Raw genomic sequence first — 19338 nt, forward strand, 5'->3', positions numbered from 1 at the left:
AGGTCAGCGCCCTCTCAGCCCGGTGCTCCGAGCTCCCGCGATTGCAAAGGTGGCACCACGGTAGCGGCCGGGGCCGAGGTGTGAACAGGGGGCCCACCGCTTCTGCGCTTCTTGCGATGATCGGGCGGTGAGCCCTCCCGACGCCCCGCCTCCCGACGCCCCCGCGCACTCGCATGCGCACACGCACGCGCACGCGCACAGCCATGGGCCGGCCGCGCCCGTCTCCCGGCATCTGCGCAAGGTCATCGCCGCCGTCCTGATCCCGTTCGCGGCCGCGGTGGCGGTCGGTCTGATCGTGCTGTGGCCCGGTGGCGCGCCACCGCACAAGCCGTCCGGTGTGGGCTTCGACCAGCCCACGGAGCAGGCCCGGATCGTCAAGGTCGAGGAGGTGGACTGCGCGGCGGTGCATGCCGAGCAGCAGCCGCAGCCCACCGGGCCCGGAGGCGGGCCGCCGGCCGGGGGAGCGGCCCGGGGCAAGCCCTGCCAGCAGGCGACGGTCGAGGTCACCACCGGGAAGAACACCGGCCGCACCTTCCGGACGGTGGTGACGCCGGACTCCCTGCGGCAGTACACGACCGGGCAGAGCGTGGTCGTCTCCTACGCCCCCAAGGCGCCCAAGGATCTGCAGTACGCGGTCACGGACGTCGACCGCACCGTGCCGATGTGGGTACTGGCCGCGATCTTCGCCTTTGCGGTGGTGATCGTCGGGCGGCTGCGCGGGGTGCTGGCCCTGGTGGCGCTGGTGGCCAGCTTCGGGGTGCTGACGCTGTTCATCCTCCCGGCTATCCTCCACGGCTCCGATCCGCTACTGGTCGCGGTGGTCGGCGGCAGCGCGATCATGCTGATCGCGCTCTACATGTGCCACGGGCTGACGGCCCGTACGTCCGTGGCGGTGCTCGGCACCCTCGCCTCGCTGCTGCTCATCGGGCTGCTGGGCTCGGTGTTCACCGACTGGGCACTGCTCACCGGCAACACGGACGACACCACCGGTCTGGTGCACGGGCTGTACCCGGACATCGAGATCCGCGGTCTGCTGCTAGCGGGGATCATCATCGGCTCACTGGGGGTGCTCGACGATGTGACGGTGACCCAGACGGCAGCGGTCTGGGAGCTGAAGGAAGCCGATCCGACGGCGGGTTGGCGCAAGCTGTACGGCGCGGCGATGCGCATCGGGCGGGACCACATCGCGTCCGTGGTGAACACCCTCGTCATGGCCTACGCGGGCGCCGCGCTGCCGCTGCTTCTGCTGTTCTCCATCGCGCAGAGCAGCGTCGCCACGGTGGCCGGCAGCGAGGTGGTCGCGGAGGAGATCGTCCGCACCCTCGTGGGCAGCATCGGGCTGGTCGCCTCGGTGCCGGTGACCACGCTGCTGGCTGCCCTGGTGGTCGCGGCGGACCGCCCGGTACCGGGTGAGGCGGGGCGGGTGCCCGCCGCCAGTGGACGAGGGGGCCGGCGCGCGGCGCACGGGCACCGCCGTAAGCGCTGAGCACACGGGCGGGCAGCACGAGGGAACGGCTGACCGGGTGGGGCGGGTGGTCCGGGGGGTGGGTGAACTGGCTGGTGTGCAGCGGGTGTTGGGGCGACAGGGCAGGGGCGCCCGGCGGCTGCCGGACGGCGCGGGCGGGGCGGGCGGGGGGGAACTCGGCCGTCAGCGATCGGCCGTCAGCCGTCGGCCGGTGACGGGTGGCCAGTGACCGGTAGGGTCAGCCGGCCGGGGCCTCCGTCAGGATCCGGTCCAGCGCGGCCTCCAGGGTGTCGCAGACCTCCTCCTTGCCGAGCGGAACGATCCGGTCGGTGCGGTCCAGGAAGGCGATCAGCGGCGGCGCACTGGCGCGGAACAGGGCCCGCTCGGCACCGACCTGGAGGCTGATGTGGACATCGCTGAGGTGGTCGGGGGAGGTCGGCTCGACCCGGACGTCACCCTCGCCGGCCGGCTTGCTCAGCCCGTCCAGCAGCAACTCACGGCCGAACACCCAGGTCACGGGCGCATCGCCGGGAAGGTCGAAGGTGAGCCGGACGGCGTAGGGGTCGGCGCTGTCGAAATCCAGCTCCACCGGAATCCGGAAGGCGAGTTCCTCCGAGACGAGGAAGCTCATGATCACTTCTGCCTGAACCGTGTCGTTCATCAACCACTGCCCCGCACTTGATCGGAGATGGCCGGGAATCATCCCCGGAAGCCCTGTTGACGCCATCGTCGGTCACAGGCAGGCAGATCACAAGGAGTGAGTTTTCAGATACTGATAGAGAAGGCGAGTGTCGTTAGTACCGCCTCCGCCATTTTCCGTAGTCGAGCCGTAACTGCCTGCAATCGATGCACTTCCTCAGCAGGCAGGGACACCGCCAGCGTGGCCACGGCCGACCCGACCCGGATGGGGATCGCCGCGCAGATCGTGCCAAGGGCATATTCCTGCCGGTCGTAGGCGACCTGTCCGCGACGCACCGTAGCCAGCCGATGGAGCAGATTCCCTCGGAAGGCACCGAGAAAGGCGTCATCGCCTGCACGGGATACCGGGCGGGATGTTCCTTGCGGGTGGCCTCGTCGAGCTGCGCCAGGAGGCACTGACCTATGGCGTGGGCATGGGCGGTGGAGCGGAAGTCGGCCCACTCCTCGACCGGCGGCCGGGCCGGGTCGTCGGTCGTCGCGACCACCTCCACCTCGCCCTCGCGGTAGACGGCGACGTAGACGGCCGCGCCCGGTTCGCGGCCCGCCACGGCGAGTACGTCGGCCGGCTGACGGCGCTGCCGCCACCGGGCCCCGGCCCGGCCGACCGACTCGGCCCCTTCGCTGATCACGAAGACGCCGCTCTCCCGGCGCAGATAGCCCTCGCGGGTCAGCGTCCGCAGCAGGTGGTAGGTGGTGGGAAGCGGCAACCGGGTCTCCCGGGCCAGTTGCTTGGCGGGCGCTCCCGCGACCGCGCGCCCCCAGAACGTCCCGCCCGACGCCCGGCCCGATCACCCGTGGTTTCCGGAACGTCAACATCCGGAAGACGCCTGCGCCGGCACCGTAACCCCCGGTGGTCCGGACGGAAGCCGAAGAAAGTCGAACTCCGGGAGAGCACCGGTGCCTTTGGGAACTCCCCGCGGGGGCCGCTTTCCGATTCCCGTTCGATGCCCCGCGACGGGAGTGTCGGCAGGGCGCGGAACGCCGGACGCCCCGCTCCCGGGCGGGGGCAGGGCGTCTTCGGACGGTGCGGATCGGACAGTACCGGTCGGTCGGAGGCTCGGCCTACCAGTCGCTCTTCGACGAGGACGAGGAGCCGGAACCGGTGAACCTCCGCACGAGGTAGATGACACCGGCGATCAGGGCCGCCGCGATCAGCACCTTGAAGAGCAGGCTGATCAGGACGCCGACCGCGGTGGCGATCAGTCCGCCGAAGACGACGATGAGGATGACGGGCACCACGACCCAGACGACCCACCACGGAAGCCCTGCGAGTATCCCCTTACCAGCCACTGCTCTGCCCTGCTTTCTGTCTGTCGCGCTCTTGTCGGTCTCTGCCGCTCCGGTGGCACCGTCCGCGTACCGCGTCCATCGCGCCGCGTCTCCGGTCCCCCTGTACACCAACGATGCTAGGGCGCCGAAGGCCGCGGCGGGGGCCCGACAGCCCGGGCTCACCCCTGAGCCGACCCTTACGGGTTCCGGGGGCGGGCCTCAGCTCTCAGGCGGAGAGAACACCACCACGACCCGGAGGTCCTCGCTGATGTGGTGGAACTTGTGGGGCACACCGGCGGGCACGTAGACCACGCTGCCGCGGGCCACCGACTCCGTCTCCGTCCCCACCGTGATCGCCCCGCGGCCGCTCACCACCAGATACACCTCGTCCTGCTGGTGCGGCTGCTGCGGGTCGACGCTCCCGGCGTCCAGCGCGTACAGCCCCACCGACATGGTGCGTTCCCGGAGGAACTGCAGATACGCGCCCTCGTTCGCGACCCGTTCCGCTTCCAGTTCATCCAGTCGGAAAGCCTTCATCCCGTTCGCACCTCTCCCCGGTCACCAGTCGTCTGCGACGATCTCACCATGAAGCATTTCCTGGTCAAGACGCTCGCCAATGCCGCGGCCCTGGCCGTGTCCATCTGGCTCCTGAACGGCATCACGCTCACCGGTGAGAACACCGGCCGCAAGGTGCTCACCCTGATCCTGGTCGCGCTGATCTTCGGGCTGGTGAACTTCCTGGTCAAGCCCGTGGTCAAGGTGCTCTCCTTCCCCCTGTTCCTGCTCACCCTCGGCCTGATCACGCTGGTCGTGAACGCGCTGATGCTGCTGCTGACCTCCTGGCTCGCCGGCAAGGCCGACCTCGCCTTCCACGTGGACGGCTTCTGGACGGCAGTGGTCGGCGGCGTGATCATCTCCATCGTCTCGTGGGCGATGCACATGGTCCTGCCCGACAAGGACTGACACGTGACCGCCCGCTACCGCGTCTGCTTCGTCTGCACCGGCAACATATGCCGCTCGCCGATGGCCGAGTCCGTCTTCCGCGCCCGGGTCACCGAGGACGGACTCGACGCCCTGGTCGAGATCGACAGCGCCGGCACCGGCGGCTGGCACGAGGGCGACGGAGCCGACCCCCGCACCGTCGCCGTCCTGCGCGCCGGCGGCTACCCGACCGCGCACACCGCCCGCCGGTTCCGCGCCTCCTGGTTCGCCCGCCGCGACCTGGTCATCGCGCTCGACGCGGGCCATCTGCGCGAACTCCGCCGGCTGGCCCCGACGCCCGAGGACGCCGCCAAGGTCCGGCTGCTGCGCGCGTACAACTGCGGCACCGGACCGGCCGCGGACCCCGCCGAGCTCGATGTGCCGGACCCGTACTACGGCGGCTTCGCCGGCTTCGAGGAGTGTCTGGAGATGATCGAGGCGGCCTGCGACGGCCTCCTGGAGGCGGTCCGCGCCGAGGTCACCTCCGACGCGCCCGGCCCCGCCGAGCCTCGGCCGGGCCTGCACCGCCCCCACCACAAGGAGAGCGCATGACCGGCGACGGCACCCGTGCGGTGCGGGCCGGGCTGCCGGAACCGGAAGCCCATGAACCGGCCCTTCCCGGACCGGTCTTCGCCGCCCACTACCACCTCCCTGGCGAGGCCACCGGCCCGTACACCTACGGCCGCGACACCAACCCCACCTGGAGCCGGCTGGAAGCCGCCATCGGCGAGCTGGAGTCGCCGGACGAGCCCGCGCACACCGTCGCCTTCGCCTCCGGGATGGCAGCCATCACCGCCGTGCTCTTCTCCCAACTGCGCGCCGGCGACGCGGTGGTGCTGCCGCACGACGGCTATCAGCTACTGCCCGCCGTCCGCACCCGGCTGGAGAGCTACGGCATCGAGGTCCGCACCGCCCGCCTGTCTCCCGACCACCGCCCCTCAACGAGTGCTCCGCACACCCCTGTTGATGCCGCCGGTGACGCCCAGCTCGACCACCTCGACGGCGCCCGGATGCTGTGGCTCGAAACGCCCTCCAATCCTGGCCTCGACGTCTGCGACATCCGGCGGCTGGCCGACGCGGCACACGCCCGCGGTGCGCTGGTCGCCGTGGACAACACCCTCGCGACCCCGCTCGGCCAGCGCCCGCTGGACCTGGGCGCGGACTTCTCGGTCGCCAGCGGCACCAAGGCGCTGACCGGCCACGGCGATGTCCTGCTGGGCTACGTCACCACCCGGGACGCGGCGCTGGCCGACGGCGTCCGCCTGTGGCGCAAGACGGTCGGCGCGATCCCCGGCCCCATGGAGAGCTGGCTCGCCCACCGTTCGCTGGCCACCCTGGCGCTGCGCGTCCGCCAGCAGGCGGAGGGGGCGCTGGCGCTGGCCGCCGCGCTGGCCGAACGCCCCGAGGTGACCGGGCTGCGCCACCCCGGCCTGCCGTCGGACCCGTCGCATGCGCTCGCCGTCCGGCAGATGCGCCCCGGCCGCTTCGGCTGTGTGGTGTCCTTCGTCCTCCCGGACAAGGCGTATGCGGAGCGGTTCCTGGCCGCGCTGACGCTGGTGGACGACGCGACCAGCTTCGGCGGCGTACGGTCCACGGCCGAACGGCGCGCCCGCTGGGGCGGCGACGACGTGCCGGAGGGCTTCATCCGCTTCTCCGTCGGCATCGAGGAGCCGGCGGATCTGATCGCCGATGTCCTGCGCGCGCTGGACGCGGCGAAGCCGTAACCCCCGGCCGCGTGCGGCACCTCCGCGCCGCGGAAACGGCCGGCAGGGTATCCCCCCTCGTCACCCTGCCGGCCGGCGGTTCCCGTGAGTCCGGTCCGGACGTTTCACGGACCGATGTTTCACGTGAAACGAACCGCTTCAACAAGGCTAGTTGACTCAGCGTCAGTGTCCAATCACGCTAGCGACACAGCCCTATCGACAAATTTATAGTTGGCCCGCGACCAGGCTTCCGAGGGGCCGCAGGAGGTACGCGATGGATCTGGCGCTGCTGCGTACCTTCGTCACGGTCCACCGGGCCGGCTCGTTCACCCGGGCCGCGGCCCTGCTCGGGCTCTCCCAGCCCGCGGTGACCAGCCAAATACGCACGCTGGAACGCCGGTTGGGCCGCCCCCTCTTCGTCCGCTGCGCCCGCGGCGTCACCGCCACCACCTTCGGCGACGAGCTCGCCCACAAGGTCGCGCCCCATCTCGACGCCCTCACCGAGATCACCGAGGCCGGCCTGGACCAGGACTCCCCGATCCGCACGCTCCATCTCGGCGGCCCCCCGGAGTTCACCGCCGAACGCGCCTTACCCGCGCTGAGCCCGCTGATCACCCAGGGCCTGTCCATACGCACCGCCTTCGGTGACGCCGACGAGCTGCTGAACGGCCTGGCCGCCGGCCGCCACGACCTGACCGTCACCACCACCCGGCCGCGCGGCGGGCTGCTCACCGCCACCCCGCTGTGCGACGAGGAACACGTACTGGTCGCCGCGCCCCACTGGCTGGCCCGCCTGGGCGGCTCCGGTGCCCTCCGGGACCGCGGCGTCCGGGTACTCGACCCGGTCCCGCTGGTCGAGGTCCACGAGAGCCTGCCGTTGATCGCCCGCTACTGGGCCGCCGTCTTCGACGCCAAGCCCACCGCCTCCGCCACGGTCGTCACCGGCGACCTGCGGGCGGTGCTGTCCTGCGTCACGGCAGGCGCGGGACTGGCGGTGCTGCCCCGCTACCTGTGCGCCGAGGCGCTGGAGCGCGGTGCGGTGGTCGCCCTGCTCGACCCCCCGGTGCCCCCGCTGCGCACCTACTTCCTGGCCGTACGGACCGGGACGCTGGGGCTGCCGCACATCGCGCGGGCTCATGAGTGGCTGCTGCGCACCGCGGCAGGCTGGTGACGTAAGCGCTGGGACAGGGGTTTCATCAGGCCGTGACCGCGGCATCTGTCCCCTATGACCGTACGGCCAGTCGTCAAACGCACCGCCCGCGCGATCCTGCTCGACGGAGAGGATCTCGTCCTGATCAAGCGCACCAAGCCGGGCCGGGCCCCGTACTGGATCACTCCGGGCGGCGGCGTGGAGCCGGGGGACGCCACGGTCATCGAGGCCCTCCACCGCGAGTTGGACGAGGAGCTGGGCGCCAAGATCACCGATGTGGTGCCGGTCTTCGTCGACACCGTCGAGCACCTCACCGACGGCGGGGTGGACGGCGTCAAGGTGCAGCACTTCTTCGTCTGCCGGCTGGACTCGATGGATCCGTCCCGCCGGCACGGCCCCGAGGTCGAGGAGCCGTGCGGCGAGTACGAGATCGTGCGGGTGCCGTTCACCCGGGTCGGGATCGCCTCGGTCGAGGTCGTCCCGCTGTCGCTGCGGCACTACCTGGACGGCAACATCGAGGGCGTGCGCGCGATGCACGCCCCCGACCTGGGCTGAAAGCCCCGGCTCAGCCGTCGCGCCGGCCGAACCAGCCGCGGAACTCCGCGGCGTCCTCGGCGGCGCGCCGCGGCCGGGCCCGCGCCAGCACCTGCTCGACCCGGTCGAGGAACTCCCCGTTGAGCTCCGCCGCCACGGTGTCCTCCGCGCGGCGCCGCTGACCGGGCACCGGCGCCGGTTCGGCCCCGTACCCGTGCTGCGGTGTGTCCTCGTGCAGCCCGCCGCGCAGATGCTCGTTGGTGTGCCGGGGGCGCCGGAAGGGCTGCCGCTGCGCCGCCTCGGCGGCCGCCCCGAAGAAGTCGCCGCCCTTGCGCTTGAAGTCGTCGCTGCCCCAGGCCCGGGCGCTGCGCTCGTTCGCCGGCACCTTCTGCAGATGCGGGATGTGCTTGGAGCAGTGGACGTACGCCTCCTCGACCTCGACCGCCACCCACAGCTGGGCCCGCCGCCCGGGCACCGGGTCCACCGGCAGGCCCGGGTAGTAGGCCCGCATCTCCTCGTCCAGCACCACCCGGGCCCGGCCGTTGATGTGCAGCCCGATCCGGTCGCGGGTGAAGTCGATCATGAGGATGCCGAGCCGGGGGTTCTCGGAGAGGTTGCCGACGGACGCCATGACGCCGTTGCCGCGGTACTCCGGGTACGCCAGCAGCCGGTCGCCCAGCACCTGTACGAACCCGGTCGGCCCGGCGCGGAAGGTGGAGTCGCACTCGCCGTGCCGGTCCGCCGTGGCCAGGAAGAACATCTCCTGGCGGGCGACGAACTCCCGCATCCGCACATTGAGGTGGTCCAGGACCTGGTCCGCGTAGAAGCGGTCGGCGCGCCCGGTCGTCCCGAGTCTCTGCTGCACCAGGTGCTCACCGTCGCTCCCGGGCCGCTCCGCCGGCAGGTGCAGGCCCCGGCCCTCCCTCGTCAGGCCGTATTCGCCTTCTGCTGCCAAGACTTCAGTCTCCCGTCGATACCAGCTCTTCGATGGAGTCGTGCCGTATCCGCTCGGCCGGGACACCGACTCCCATCAGGGCCTCCACACCGCTGCGGATCAGCCCCGGCGGACCCGACAGGTACGCGTCGCATTCCCGGTACGGGCCGTACTTCCGGACCGCGTCGGGGAGTTGGCCGGTCATCGTGCCGGGTCCGCCCCGGTCGCCCGGACCGACGGCGACGACCGGGCGGACGGTGAGCCAGGGATGGGTCTGCTCCAGCCGCAGCATGGTGTCGATGTCGTACAGGTCGTGGTCGCTGCGGGCCCCGTAGAAGACGTCCACCGGGCGCCGGGTGCCGTGGTCCGCGACGTCCTCGATCAGCGCCTTGATCGGCGCGATGCCGGTGCCGCCGCCGACACACAGCAGACCGTTCCCGGCGGAGTGGTCGACGGTCATCGACCCGGCCGGCGCGCCGAGGCGCAGCTCGTCGCCGGGCCGGGCGCGGTGCACCAGCGCGTTGGAGACCCAGCCGGCCGGAACCGCCTTCACATGGAAGGAGAGCAGGCCGTCGGAACGGGGGGCGGAGGCGAAGGAGTAGTGCCGCCAGACCCGCGGCCACCACGGGGTCTCCAGGCTGGTGTACTGGCCGGCGCGGAACGGGTACGGGTGGTCGGGGCGGACCGTCACCACCGCGGTGTCGGAGGTGCGCAGCTCGTGCGAGACGACCTCGGCCTGCCACCAGGCCGGGGCGACGGCCGCGTTCTCCGACGCCGCGTCGATCATGATCTGGGAGATCCGGGTGTACGCGCGCACCCACGCGTCCTCGGTTTCCCAGCCCCAACTGGACGTGGCATAACGGGCCAGCGCGCTCATCAGGCACTCGCCGACCGCCGGGTAGTGGTCGGACCGGGTGCCGTACTTCCGGTGTCCGAGGCCGAGTTGGGCGAGGTACGGGCCGAGCACCTCGGCGTTGTCGACGTGCTGCGCGGCGGTGAGCAGCGCCTTGAAGAGCCGGTCGCGCTGGACGTCCATCGAGGCGGGGAACAGCGCCCGCAGATCGGGGTGCTGGACGAAGAGCAGCGCGTAGAAGTACGAGGTGACCCGGTCGGCCACGGGCTCGATCTCGGCCAGGGTGCGGCGGATGAGCACCGCATCGGGAGAGGCCGCCGCCTCGGCCGGGCCGGATGCTGTCAGCGCGGCGAGCGAGGCCGCCGGGGCGGGCGGTGCGGGCGGTGTCTTGGCTGCCGGAGGCGCGGGCGATGCGGGGGAGGCTGTGGGGCCGGAGGGAGCGGAAGGGGCAGAAGGACCGGACGGAGCGGAGTCGACGGGCGCGGTGGGCGGTACGGGAAGGCCGAGGGCGTCGAACGGGGTGCGCGCGGCCGGCTCGTGGACCGGTTCCGGCTCGGTGCCGGCCTGGGGGGCGGTGGGCTGCGGGGCGGCGGGCGCGGGCCGCTCGGTGGGGCCGGCGCCGGACCGGCCGAGCGCCTCCTGCCCCGGCTGCGGGCCCTGCCGCGGCACCCGTCGCGGCTCGCGCTCGTGCTCGTGCTCGCGCTCCCGTTCGGCGGCGGTGCCCACCGGGCGTATCGGGTTGACGGGGCGGCTGGGTATCCGGTCCGTTTCGGCAAGCCCGGCCGGTTCGTCAGGTTCGCCCTGCGGCGCCCGCCGCACGTCCTGGCCGTCGTTCCGCTCCTGCTGATCTCCGGAGGATTTCTTCGCGGACGGAGTGAACCAACCCCACTCGCCGCTGCTGCCGCCAGAAGAGCCGCTATCGGCCGACGTGGTGGTCGGAGCGTCCATGGTCTGCCTCGCCTCGAACGTCTTTCGTTGCCTTTGGCGTTCCGCTGGCCGGAACTGCCCGGAATTCCCCCGCCCTGCCCGGGATTCTCAATCGACGCAAGCGATCCCGGCAACATCCCTTAAAGCGGACACATCTCACTTCCTTATGGCAGATGCCGCAGATGTCGTTCCGTCAGCATGGCACCCGCTCCACCGCACCGGACAAAATGCCGGAAGTCCGGGCGCCCGGGGCCGCTTCCCGCTAGGCTGCCGAGCTTTGCCCCAACCGTCCACGCGCCCGCGGAGACCCGCTCCCCGCCAAGCAGGACTCGACCTTACCGGGAGTAGTTGAAACCACAAGACCCGATCCCGGAACACTCGGCACGCCCCCGCCAATAACCGTGATCCTTCCCGCAGACGGCAAATTCCGGGTACACAGCGGACGAATCCACCGCGAAAAACGGCTGGTCACCGAATTACTCGCCGGTACGCACCAGTTCGTATGCCTCGCGCAGATCACGCCCCGTATACGCGTATTTGGCCAGACCGCTGACATGGTGATCCGCATTTACCGCCACCGACTCCCGTACCACCGCGAAGAGTTCGGAGTCCGACATCGAGTCGCCGTACGCCACGCAGTCGTCCCGGGTCAGCCCGTACCGCGCACAGAGTTCGTCCGTGATCCGCACCTTCGCCGACGACGAGAGGATGCCGGCCGGTTCCAGCGGCTCCCGCAGGGGCACCGCGGGCCAGCGGGAGCCGTGCGCGGTGTCGACGCCCCACGCCAGCAGCCGTTCGACGAAGAATCCCGGCGAAAGGGAAATCACGGCACACCGTTCGCCGCGCGCCCGGATGTCGGCCCATACATCCCGGATGCCGGCCAGCCAGGGCGCGCCCTCGAAGGCCGCCGCCACCTGAGCCTCGGTCAGCTCCGCGGCCCACAGCGCACAGGCCCGCTGTGCGAAGCCCGCCGGGGTCAGCGCCCCGGCCGCGAACTCCCGCTCCAGCTCCGCGATTTCCCGGTCCAGCCCCAGCTGCCGGGAGATCTCGACGGCGGCCGCGGAGCCGTGGAGCAGGGTTCCGTCCATGTCGAACAGATGCAGCTTGCTCATGGGGGGAGCCTAGGGCGTGCCCGGTGGACGGGTGGGCCGGATCACCGGCTTCACGGCCGGTTCGGCGGCGGCCGCCGCGGGCGCCTACCGGGCGATGCGGATCCTCAGGGACTACCTGGTGCTCCCGGTGGCGCCAGCCTCCCTGGCCGGCGGTGTCCTGCCCGCCCTCGGTACCCACTGGGGGCCGGCCCGTCACCGCTGGGTCGTCACCAAGTTCTGGCTGACGCTCGCGGCCGTCGGGCTGACCGTGTGCGTCCTCCGTCCCGGTGTCGCCGGACTCGCCGCGGCGGCCGCCGCCGGCCGGCCGGGGCACGAGAACGGGCGAGCGTCCCGCCCTGAGCGGTCCCGGTGGTGGGCCGCCGACGTGCGGCCCATCGGGACGCGCATCCGGAACGCTCAGCTCCGCGCCGCCGGAACGTGCGCTTCGTTCGCCACGACCGGACCGCCCGCGGCCACCACCTGGCCACGGCCCGGCTGCCGGCGCTCCAGGAAGGAGGCCAGCACCGCGACGCCCAGCGCCGCCACCGTCATCAGCGCGCCCACCCAGTTCGGCGCGGTCAGGCCCATCCCGGCCGAGATCACCAGGCCGCCGAGCCATGCGGCCAGCGCGTTGCCGAAGTTGAAGGCCGCGATGTTGCCGGCCGAGGCCAGCGTGGGCGCGGCGGCCGCATGGTCGAGCACCCGCTTCTGCAGCGGCGGCACGGTCGCGAAGCCGAAGAAGCCGATCAGCCCGATGGTGACGACCGCGGCGATCTTGTGGTGCGCGGTGTACGTGAACGCCGCCAGCACCACCGCCAGCCCGGTGAGGGACGCGTACAGCATCGGCATCATGGCGCGGTCGGTGAACCGGCCGGAGATCAGGTTCCCGCCGACCATCCCGAGGCCGAAGACCGCGGTCAGCCAGATGACGGAGGACGGCGCGAAGCCGGTGACCTCGGTCATCATCGAGGCGAGGTAGGTGACGGCCGCGAAGACCCCGCCGAAGCCGAGGACGGTCATCAGCATCGCCAGGCCGACCTGCGGATTGCGGAACACCGCCAGCTCGCTGCCGATCCGGGCGGCCGCCCTGGCGCGCTGCGCCGGGACGAGCCTGACGACGCCGAGCAGGCCCAGCACGCCGAGCGCGACGATCGCGTAGAAGGTGGTGCGCCAGCCGAACTGCTGGCTGAGCAGGGTGCCGCCCGGTACGCCCACGACGTTGGCCACGGTCAGACCGCTGAACATCAGCGAGATCGCGGCGGCCCGCTTCTCCGGGGCCACGAGGTCGGCGGCCACCAGCGAGCCGATGCCGAAGAACGCGCCGTGTGTGAAGGCCGCGACCACCCGGCCGGCGAGCACCAGCCCGAAGGTGGGCGCCAGGCCGGTGAGCAGGTTGCCCACGATGAACAGGCCCATCAGCAGCATCAGCATCTGCTTCCGGGTGAAGCGGGTGCCGAGCACGGTCATCAGGGGCGCGCCGACCACCACGCCGAGGGCGTAGACGGTGGTGGCGTAGCCGGCGAGCGGAATGGAGATCCCGAAGTCGGCCGCCATGTCGGGCAGCAGGCCCATGACCGCGAACTCGGTCGTCCCGATTCCGAAGGCCCCGATGGCGAGCGCCAGGAGAGCGAGGGGCATGGCGGATCCTTCCCTTGTTTTCTTGCACCCATCCTTAACCAGCGCTCACAATAATTGCATACGCGCTTTACTTGCAAGCGCGGGCTATTTCGGATGTGCCCTATCCTGGCTCCACGACGCATGAGGAGGTCTGCGATGACGCAGCGCACGCGGGAGACGACCACGACGCGGGAAGCGGCGCCCGGCGGCCTCGCCCAGGGCTGGTGCGCCCTCTCCGCGCTGCACGGCCGCATCGAGTCGCACATCGAGCGCGCCCTCCAGGCCCGGCACGGCCTCAGCGTCCGGGAGTTCTCCGTCATCAACGTGCTCAGCGAGCAGCACGACGGGCCGGGCGGCCACCTCCGGATGCACCAGGTCGCCGACTCGGTCGTGCTCAGCCAGAGCGCCACCACCCGTCTGGTGACCCGGCTGGAGGAGCGCGGGCTGCTCGCCCGCTACCTGTGCCCCGACGACCGGCGCGGCATCTACACCAACGTCACGCCCGACGGCCTGCGCCTCCTCGAAGAGGCCCGGCCCACCCATGACTCCGCGCTGCGCGAGGCCCTCCGGGACGCCGCGCAGCGACCCGAACTGGCGCCGCTGGTGACGGCGGTCGAGACGCTGGGCGCCTCCGCATAACGGGACGGACCGCCACAATCCCCCACGGGCGGCCGGGCGGACCGCCCGTTACCCCTGGGCCGGCCCGGAAACCCGGCATAGGGTCCCACCCATGAGCGATCTTGAGATACGGCGCGCCACCGAGGCCGACCTTCCCGCCATCGTCGCGATGCTGGCCGACGACCCCCTGGGCGCCACCCGCGAGTCCCCCGACGACCTGACGCCCTACCGCGCCGCGTTCGCCGTCCTGGACGCCGACCCCCACCAGCACCTGACCGTCGCCGCACGGGACGGCCGCGTGGTCGGCACGCTCCAGCTCACCGTGGTCCCCGGCCTCTCCCGGCGCGGCGCCACCCGCTCGATCATCGAAGCGGTACGGGTCCATGCCGACGAGCGCGGCGCCGGCCTGGGCACCGAGCTGATCGAGTGGGCGATCGCGGAGTCCCGGCGGCTCGGCTGCGGGCTCGTCCAGCTCACCTCCGACGCCACCCGCGTCGACGCGCACCGCTTCTACGAGCGCCTCGGCTTCGAGGCGTCCCACCTGGGCTTCAAGCGCCGGCTCTGAGGGGCCGCCCGCGGTGGCCGCGGTCGCCGCGGCACGGTCAGCGGCGGTCCGGGGGAGCGGTACGGCGCGCCCGGTGGGCCTTCTGCCGGCAGGCCCCGCCGCAGTACCGCGCGGGCCGCCCGGTACGCGCCGCCGCGAGCGCCGCACCGCACACCCGGCACCGGGTTTCGTTACGCACCGGCGCCACGGCCGGAAGTTTCGTCACGGCCTGGTCGGCACGGAGGCCGTCGAGCATCAGTGTCGTCATCCGGCCCACCGGTACGGCTCCGGAACCGGCGTCCGCCGCCGCGGAGCCCCGCCCGGCCGACCGCCTGCGCTCCATCACCAGACACCCGGTCAGCAGGGCGCGGACATCGTCCAGATCGACGTCTTCCCTTACCGCGCCCGCCTGTTGGGCCCTGGCCAGCAGGACGCCAAGGGCCACCAGAAACTCCAGGTCAGGGCCTTTCTGCTGCCCGTCCGCCGGTGCCCGGCCGTTCTCCCCGGCCGTCTCCAGCGCCTCGCACAGCCCCCGGTTCGGGGCGGCCAGCCGCACCACCGATGCGAGGAAGCGGAAGAACACCCCGCCGGGATCGTCCGCCTCGGCCAAGTCCACCGCCGCGTCGGCCAACAGCCGCAACCGCTCCCTGACCGCTTCCCGGAACAAGGCTTCCTTGGAGGGGAAATGGCGGTAGACGGTCCCCGCGCCGACGCCCGCGCGCCGGGCGATCTCGTCGAGCGATGCCTCCAACCCCCGTTCCCCGAAGGCCAATCGAGCTGCCTGGAGCACCAGCGCACGATTCCGTCGGGCGTCCGCGCGAGCGACCGTCGACCGGCCGTCCGCCCGCCGCACGCTTCCTGAGACCACCTTGCTCCTCCGCGTTCCACACCCGGGGAACAACCGGGTCGAGCGTTCCGATTCTACGAGGCCGTTGAAACATGCGTACGGATCGCCACGCGGAGGCGGAAGGGACGGACGAGGTGGGGCTGTTCGTGTGCGGCTCGGAGGCCGGGGAGGGCGAGGGGCGGGCGGGCCGGCTCACCCTGCACGGGCCACAAAAAAGGTGCACAAAAGCGGGGCACACAGGCGGGCCACAATTGCGGGGCCACAAAAAGGTGTGGTCTGTTTCACGTGAAACAGACCACACCTCTGGCCCTCCTGTCGAGGGGGCGCTCAAGAGCCGTGGAGGCGTCCGCCGGGTCAGCGGAGCCGCCTGATTCAGGCCGCGACGGCCTCGTCCCAGGCCGCACGGGCCGCACCGGCGGCCGCGTCCTCGTCGACCTCCACGCCCAGCGCCCGCAGACCGGCCGCCAGCGCCGCCAGCGAGGCGAGCACCACCGCACGGTCCGCCGCACGCCCGTAGTGGTTCACCCGGATCATCTCGGCGGCCAGAGCACCGGCCGCGGCCTGCACCGGGACAGCCCCGTCGGCGGCGAGTGCGGCGGACACCACCTCACGGGCGTCCACCTCCGCCGGCGCGCGCAGCGTGGTCGCGGCCGGCGCCGCATGCTCGTCCCGGACCACATACGGCACCGGTCCGCCGAGCGCCGCGACGCCCGCCCGGACCGCCCCGGCGGCCGCCCGGTGGCGCGCGATGACCGCGTCCAGCCCCTCCGCCTCGATCCGGTCCACGGCCTGCTCCAGCGCCAGCATCTCCAGCTGCGCCGGGGCGTGCGGCAGGGCGGTGCGCCCGGCGTCTATCCAGCGCTCCTTCCAGTCCAGCAACGAGAGGTACGAGCGGCGCGGCGCCCGCTCATTGGCCGCGATCCGCGCCCAGGCGCGGGCGCTGACCGACACGGCGGAGACCCCGGCCGGACCGGCCAGCGCCTTCTGGCCGCCGATGACGCACAGGTCCACGCCCCACTCGTCGGTGAGCAACGGCTCGGCGCCCACCGAGGCAACCGCGTCGAGCATCAGCAGCGCCCCGTGCTCACGCACCACGGCGCCGATCTCGGCGACGGGGTTGGTGTTGCCGGTCGCCGCCTCGGCGTGCACCAGGCTCACGAAGTCGATCTCGGGGTGCTCGCGCAGGGCGTCGGCCACCTGCTCGGGGGTGACGGCGCCGGTGAAGGGCGCGCTGATGGTGACCACCTCGGCGCCACAGGAGCGCAGCCAGCCGCCGAACGTCTCGCCGTAGGGGCCGGTGATGATGTTGAGGGCCGTGCTGCCGGGACGCACGGCCGAGCGGATGCACGCCTCCAGCGGCAGCAGCGCCTCGCCCTGCATCGTCACGACATCGCAGCGGGTGCGCATCAGCGCCGCGACCTTGTCCTCGATCCTGGCGAAACGGGCGGCGTCGAGCGGCGGCAGATCCAGCAGAGCCGGGGTGTCGGCGTTGGCAGTCACGGCAGTCACAGTGGCCTTCCAGCGGTAGCGAGCCGCGCACCGTGGCGGCTCCTGGCATCTCGCTCGACTGTACGTCCGCGCCGGAAACCCCTGCCGGACGGGCCTCGGCCGCCCCCGCGACGGGGACCGGCGCTCGTCCCCGCGCCGCTCCCCCGGTCAGACTCCCCGCCAGCCCTCGGGATCTACGCCTCCCGGCACCGGCCCGGAAGGCTCGTACGGCCCCCGGGTGAAGACGAAGGTCCCCAGGTCGAGGTGGGTGACCGTGCCGTCCGATGCCCGCCCCACCCGCAGCGTCTCGCCGGCGTAGTAGCCGTCCAGCCCGGTCCAGGTGCCGTCGGCCTCGGCCCGGAAACGCGAGGTCCGCCCGCCACCGGACAGGGTGACCAGCTCCAGTCCCCGGGCTCCCGTCAGGCGCAGCGCGAACGGGTTCGCGCCCCAGTACCAGGGGCCGGTCAGGGCCAGCAGCTCTTCGTCCACCGCGCCCGACAGCGGTCGCCAGGGCTCCGGGATCCGCGGTTCATGCGCGGCGACGATCTTCAGGAGGTCGGCACCCACCGTGGCGATCGGGACGCCCGAGGTGCAGTTGGCCAGCGCCAGCGCCGCGGTGTCCTCCTGCGGGTCGGCCCACAGCACGGCCAGGAATCCCGGCATCGACCCGGTGTGCCCGGCCAGCCGGCGCCCGTTCCGCCAGAGGAGCTGCGTGCCCAGGCCGTAGCCCGCGTCCCAGCCGTCGCCCTCCGGTGGCACGGCGGGCGCCCGCATCTCGGCCAGGCTCTCCGCGCTCAGCACCCGCTCGTCGCCCCGCAGCAGGAACGCCGCCCACCGGCACAGGTCCTCCGTCGTGGACCACAGCTGCCCCGCCGGGCCCATCAGCCCGGTGTCGTGCGCGGGCTCCGGTAGCACCACATCGGCCCAGGGATGGACCGCCCAGCCCTCCGCATGCGGCATCTCCGGCCGGAGCGTCGTACGGGCCATCCCCAGCGGTTCCAGCACCTCGCGCCGAAGCACCTCGCCCCATGGCATCCCGTCGCGCAGCCGCTCGACCAGCGCCCCGAGCACCGCGAAGCCGGGGTTGGAGTAGTGGTGCCGCCGCCCCGCCGGATGCAGTCGCGGCCGCTCACCGAACAGATCGACCGGTTCGGGCCGGAGTGCGCCGTCGGTCCGCTCCCACCACGGCCCCCGGGACTCCGCCGCCAACCCGGCACTGTGTGCCAGGAGTTGGTGGACCGTCACCTCGGGCACCGGGACGTCCTTCAGATACGTCCCGATGAGGTCGTCCAGCCGCAGGAGGCCCTCGTCCCGTAGCCGGAGCACCAGCACGGCCACGAAGTTCTTGGTCAGCGAGCCGATCCGGTACTGCACATCTCCGTGCGGCACCTCGCCGTCCACCCCGCCCCGGGCTCCCGTCCAGACCACCCGGCCACCACGGACCACCGCGCCCATCATCGACGGCGCCCGCCCGTCGGCCTGCGCGACTGCCAACCGCCGCAGCAGCGCCCGGCGCGTCTGCGGCAGCAACTCCGCATACGCCTCCGCCGAATCGGCCACCGCCCCACCGCGCGGGATCACCTCGTGCGCCCTGCCCACGTTCGACTCGGGCTCCTGCGACTGCGCGGACTCCACGACCGTCATGACGCTCCTCAACGCGACTTCCCATCCGGCAGAACCGGCCCGGCCGGCCGAGCCGGCGGCGAGCAACCGCCGCCGCGCCGCCATCCTGCCCCCGACCGCCGGCGCCGACGCCTCCACGTTTCACGTGAAACGTGCAACGACGGCACCGCCGCCAGCGTGACTGTTTCACGTGAAACCACGGCACCCGGCCGTACCGCCACACCGCCCGCTCCACCGTTTCACGTGAAACAGCCGACGCGCCGCGGCGTCACGGCTCGGCCACCGCCCCTAACGCCTGCTCCAGCAGGGCCTGTTCGCCCGCGGGAAGCCAGCGCGCCGCATGCACCATGTGCAGCGCACTGCGCAGACGCAGCCGATCCTCGTCCGTCCCCAGGTAGCCCAGATACGCGGGGAGCGTCAGCCCCAGCGCCTTGAGGTCGCCCCGCTCGCACCACCGCGCGAACAGTTCCCGGACGGCTCGCTCGACGCCCTCGTCGACGCCCCCTCGTACGGCGGCTTCCCCGTCCGCCGCGGCCGCGGTGTCCCGCAGCCCCTCCGCGATCGCGAACCGGTTCCAGTCGCCGTACTGCCCCTCGGGGGCGTCGGCCGCCCGCTCCGCCGCCAACGTGAAGTACCGGTGGGCGAAGGCGAGTTGGCCCAGCTCTCGATACGCGTTCCCCATGTTCACGTACAGCGAGGGATAGAAGCCCCGCACCCGCTCATCCCCGACGAGGTCGGCGCGGTCCAGGCACTCCTGGTTCCAGCGCAGTGTCTCCTCCGGCGAGTCCTGCTGGCGTGCGAGGTAGTGCGCGGTGATACACGCCTCGTAGTCGTCGCGAGCGTCGTCCCACGCCTGCTGGAAGAGTGCCCGCGCCGCATCGGCGCGCCCCTCCGCCTCGGCCTGCATGCCCGCCACACACAGCCGCACCACCGGCAACTCCGGATCCATCCGCCCGCTTCCTCCCTCGACTCCCGGCCGGGCCCGCCTTCCAGGC

19 protein-coding genes and 1 pseudogene are annotated in these 19338 nt (G+C 72.3%); 8 read left to right on the plus strand and 12 right to left on the minus strand.

What is annotated here, in order from left to right; genetic code table 11:
- Positions 1-127: 127 nt before the first annotated feature.
- A complete protein-coding gene (locus ACRAS8_RS17700) occupies positions 128-1486 on the plus strand; it encodes a YibE/F family protein (RefSeq protein ID WP_438487004.1) in 1359 nt (452 codons plus the stop codon).
- A 217-nt stretch (positions 1487-1703) separates the two neighbouring features.
- Here the strand turns inward: ACRAS8_RS17700 and ACRAS8_RS17705 are convergent, their stop codons facing one another.
- The 4 genes and pseudogenes from ACRAS8_RS17705 to ACRAS8_RS17720 all read right to left on the minus strand — a co-directional run bounded on the left by ACRAS8_RS17705 (position 1704) and on the right by ACRAS8_RS17720 (position 3970).
- On the minus strand, positions 1704-2126 hold the full coding sequence (locus tag ACRAS8_RS17705; protein ID WP_438487005.1) for an SsgA family sporulation/cell division regulator: 423 nt from the start codon (positions 2124-2126) through the stop codon (positions 1704-1706).
- Between the two features lie 104 nt (positions 2127-2230).
- Positions 2231-2889: pseudogene (locus ACRAS8_RS17710) on the minus strand (IclR family transcriptional regulator).
- Between the two features lie 337 nt (positions 2890-3226).
- A complete protein-coding gene (locus ACRAS8_RS17715; RefSeq protein WP_438487006.1) occupies positions 3227-3454 on the minus strand; it encodes a DUF5326 family protein in 228 nt (75 codons plus the stop codon).
- Positions 3455-3652: 198 nt separating this feature from the next.
- Positions 3653-3970, minus strand: coding sequence for a cupin domain-containing protein (locus ACRAS8_RS17720; protein WP_438487007.1), 318 nt, complete (start codon positions 3968-3970; stop codon positions 3653-3655).
- A 48-nt stretch (positions 3971-4018) separates the two neighbouring features.
- On the opposite strand from ACRAS8_RS17720, the gene ACRAS8_RS17725 reads away from it, so the two are divergent.
- The 5 genes from ACRAS8_RS17725 to ACRAS8_RS17745 all read left to right on the plus strand — a co-directional run bounded on the left by ACRAS8_RS17725 (position 4019) and on the right by ACRAS8_RS17745 (position 7822).
- Positions 4019-4396 carry a phage holin family protein gene (locus ACRAS8_RS17725; RefSeq protein WP_438487008.1) on the plus strand — a complete coding sequence of 126 codons (378 nt, stop codon included), beginning with the start codon at positions 4019-4021 and terminating at the stop codon, positions 4394-4396.
- A 3-nt stretch (positions 4397-4399) separates the two neighbouring features.
- Positions 4400-4966: a low molecular weight protein-tyrosine-phosphatase gene (locus ACRAS8_RS17730; RefSeq protein WP_438487009.1), complete on the plus strand. Its 567-nt coding sequence runs from the start codon at positions 4400-4402 to the stop codon at positions 4964-4966.
- A complete protein-coding gene (locus tag ACRAS8_RS17735) occupies positions 4963-6138 on the plus strand; it encodes a cystathionine gamma-lyase (RefSeq protein WP_438487010.1) in 1176 nt (391 codons plus the stop codon). Before ACRAS8_RS17730 ends, ACRAS8_RS17735 begins: the two co-directional genes overlap by 4 nt.
- Before the next feature lie 253 nt (positions 6139-6391).
- Complete coding sequence (locus ACRAS8_RS17740; protein ID WP_438487011.1) at positions 6392-7288, plus strand: LysR family transcriptional regulator; 897 nt, start codon at positions 6392-6394, stop codon at positions 7286-7288.
- Between the two features lie 54 nt (positions 7289-7342).
- Complete coding sequence (locus tag ACRAS8_RS17745; protein WP_438487012.1) at positions 7343-7822, plus strand: NUDIX domain-containing protein; 480 nt, start codon at positions 7343-7345, stop codon at positions 7820-7822.
- Positions 7823-7832: 10 nt separating this feature from the next.
- Here ACRAS8_RS17745 and ACRAS8_RS17750 read toward each other — a convergent pair whose 3' ends face one another.
- From ACRAS8_RS17750 to ACRAS8_RS17765, 4 genes are all read right to left on the minus strand, one after another.
- Positions 7833-8666 carry a pyridoxamine 5'-phosphate oxidase family protein gene (locus tag ACRAS8_RS17750; RefSeq protein WP_438490518.1) on the minus strand — a complete coding sequence of 278 codons (834 nt, stop codon included), beginning with the start codon at positions 8664-8666 and terminating at the stop codon, positions 7833-7835.
- A 94-nt stretch (positions 8667-8760) separates the two neighbouring features.
- Positions 8761-10536, minus strand: coding sequence for a globin domain-containing protein (locus tag ACRAS8_RS17755; protein ID WP_438487013.1), 1776 nt, complete (start codon positions 10534-10536; stop codon positions 8761-8763).
- Positions 10537-10991: 455 nt separating this feature from the next.
- Entirely contained in the window at positions 10992-11627 is a 636-nt protein-coding gene (locus tag ACRAS8_RS17760) for an HAD family hydrolase (RefSeq protein WP_438487014.1), read from the minus strand.
- 396 nt (positions 11628-12023) lie between these two features.
- Positions 12024-13244: an MFS transporter gene (locus ACRAS8_RS17765; RefSeq protein WP_438487015.1), complete on the minus strand. Its 1221-nt coding sequence runs from the start codon at positions 13242-13244 to the stop codon at positions 12024-12026.
- A 135-nt stretch (positions 13245-13379) separates the two neighbouring features.
- Here ACRAS8_RS17765 and ACRAS8_RS17770 point away from each other — a divergent pair, with 135 nt between their 5' ends.
- Positions 13380-13862, plus strand: a complete 483-nt coding sequence (locus ACRAS8_RS17770; protein WP_438487016.1) for a MarR family winged helix-turn-helix transcriptional regulator — start codon at positions 13380-13382, stop codon at positions 13860-13862.
- 91 nt (positions 13863-13953) lie between these two features.
- Positions 13954-14406: a GNAT family N-acetyltransferase gene (locus tag ACRAS8_RS17775; RefSeq protein ID WP_438487017.1), complete on the plus strand. Its 453-nt coding sequence runs from the start codon at positions 13954-13956 to the stop codon at positions 14404-14406.
- Positions 14407-14443: 37 nt separating this feature from the next.
- Here the strand turns inward: ACRAS8_RS17775 and ACRAS8_RS17780 are convergent, their stop codons facing one another.
- The 4 genes from ACRAS8_RS17780 to ACRAS8_RS17795 form a co-directional block, all read right to left on the minus strand.
- Positions 14444-15253 (minus strand): TetR/AcrR family transcriptional regulator, encoded by an 810-nt coding sequence (locus ACRAS8_RS17780; protein WP_438487018.1) that lies wholly within the window; start codon positions 15251-15253, stop codon positions 14444-14446.
- A gap of 351 nt (positions 15254-15604) precedes the next feature.
- Positions 15605-16741: a pyridoxal-phosphate-dependent aminotransferase family protein gene (locus tag ACRAS8_RS17785; protein ID WP_438487019.1), complete on the minus strand. Its 1137-nt coding sequence runs from the start codon at positions 16739-16741 to the stop codon at positions 15605-15607.
- A 147-nt stretch (positions 16742-16888) separates the two neighbouring features.
- Positions 16889-18364: a serine hydrolase domain-containing protein gene (locus tag ACRAS8_RS17790; RefSeq protein ID WP_438487020.1), complete on the minus strand. Its 1476-nt coding sequence runs from the start codon at positions 18362-18364 to the stop codon at positions 16889-16891.
- A gap of 247 nt (positions 18365-18611) precedes the next feature.
- A complete protein-coding gene (locus ACRAS8_RS17795; RefSeq protein ID WP_438487021.1) occupies positions 18612-19292 on the minus strand; it encodes a hypothetical protein in 681 nt (226 codons plus the stop codon).
- Positions 19293-19338 lie beyond the last annotated feature (46 nt).

Source organism: Streptomyces sp. S186 (assembly GCF_051603415.1).
Lineage (GTDB): Bacteria > Actinomycetota > Actinomycetes > Streptomycetales > Streptomycetaceae > Streptomyces.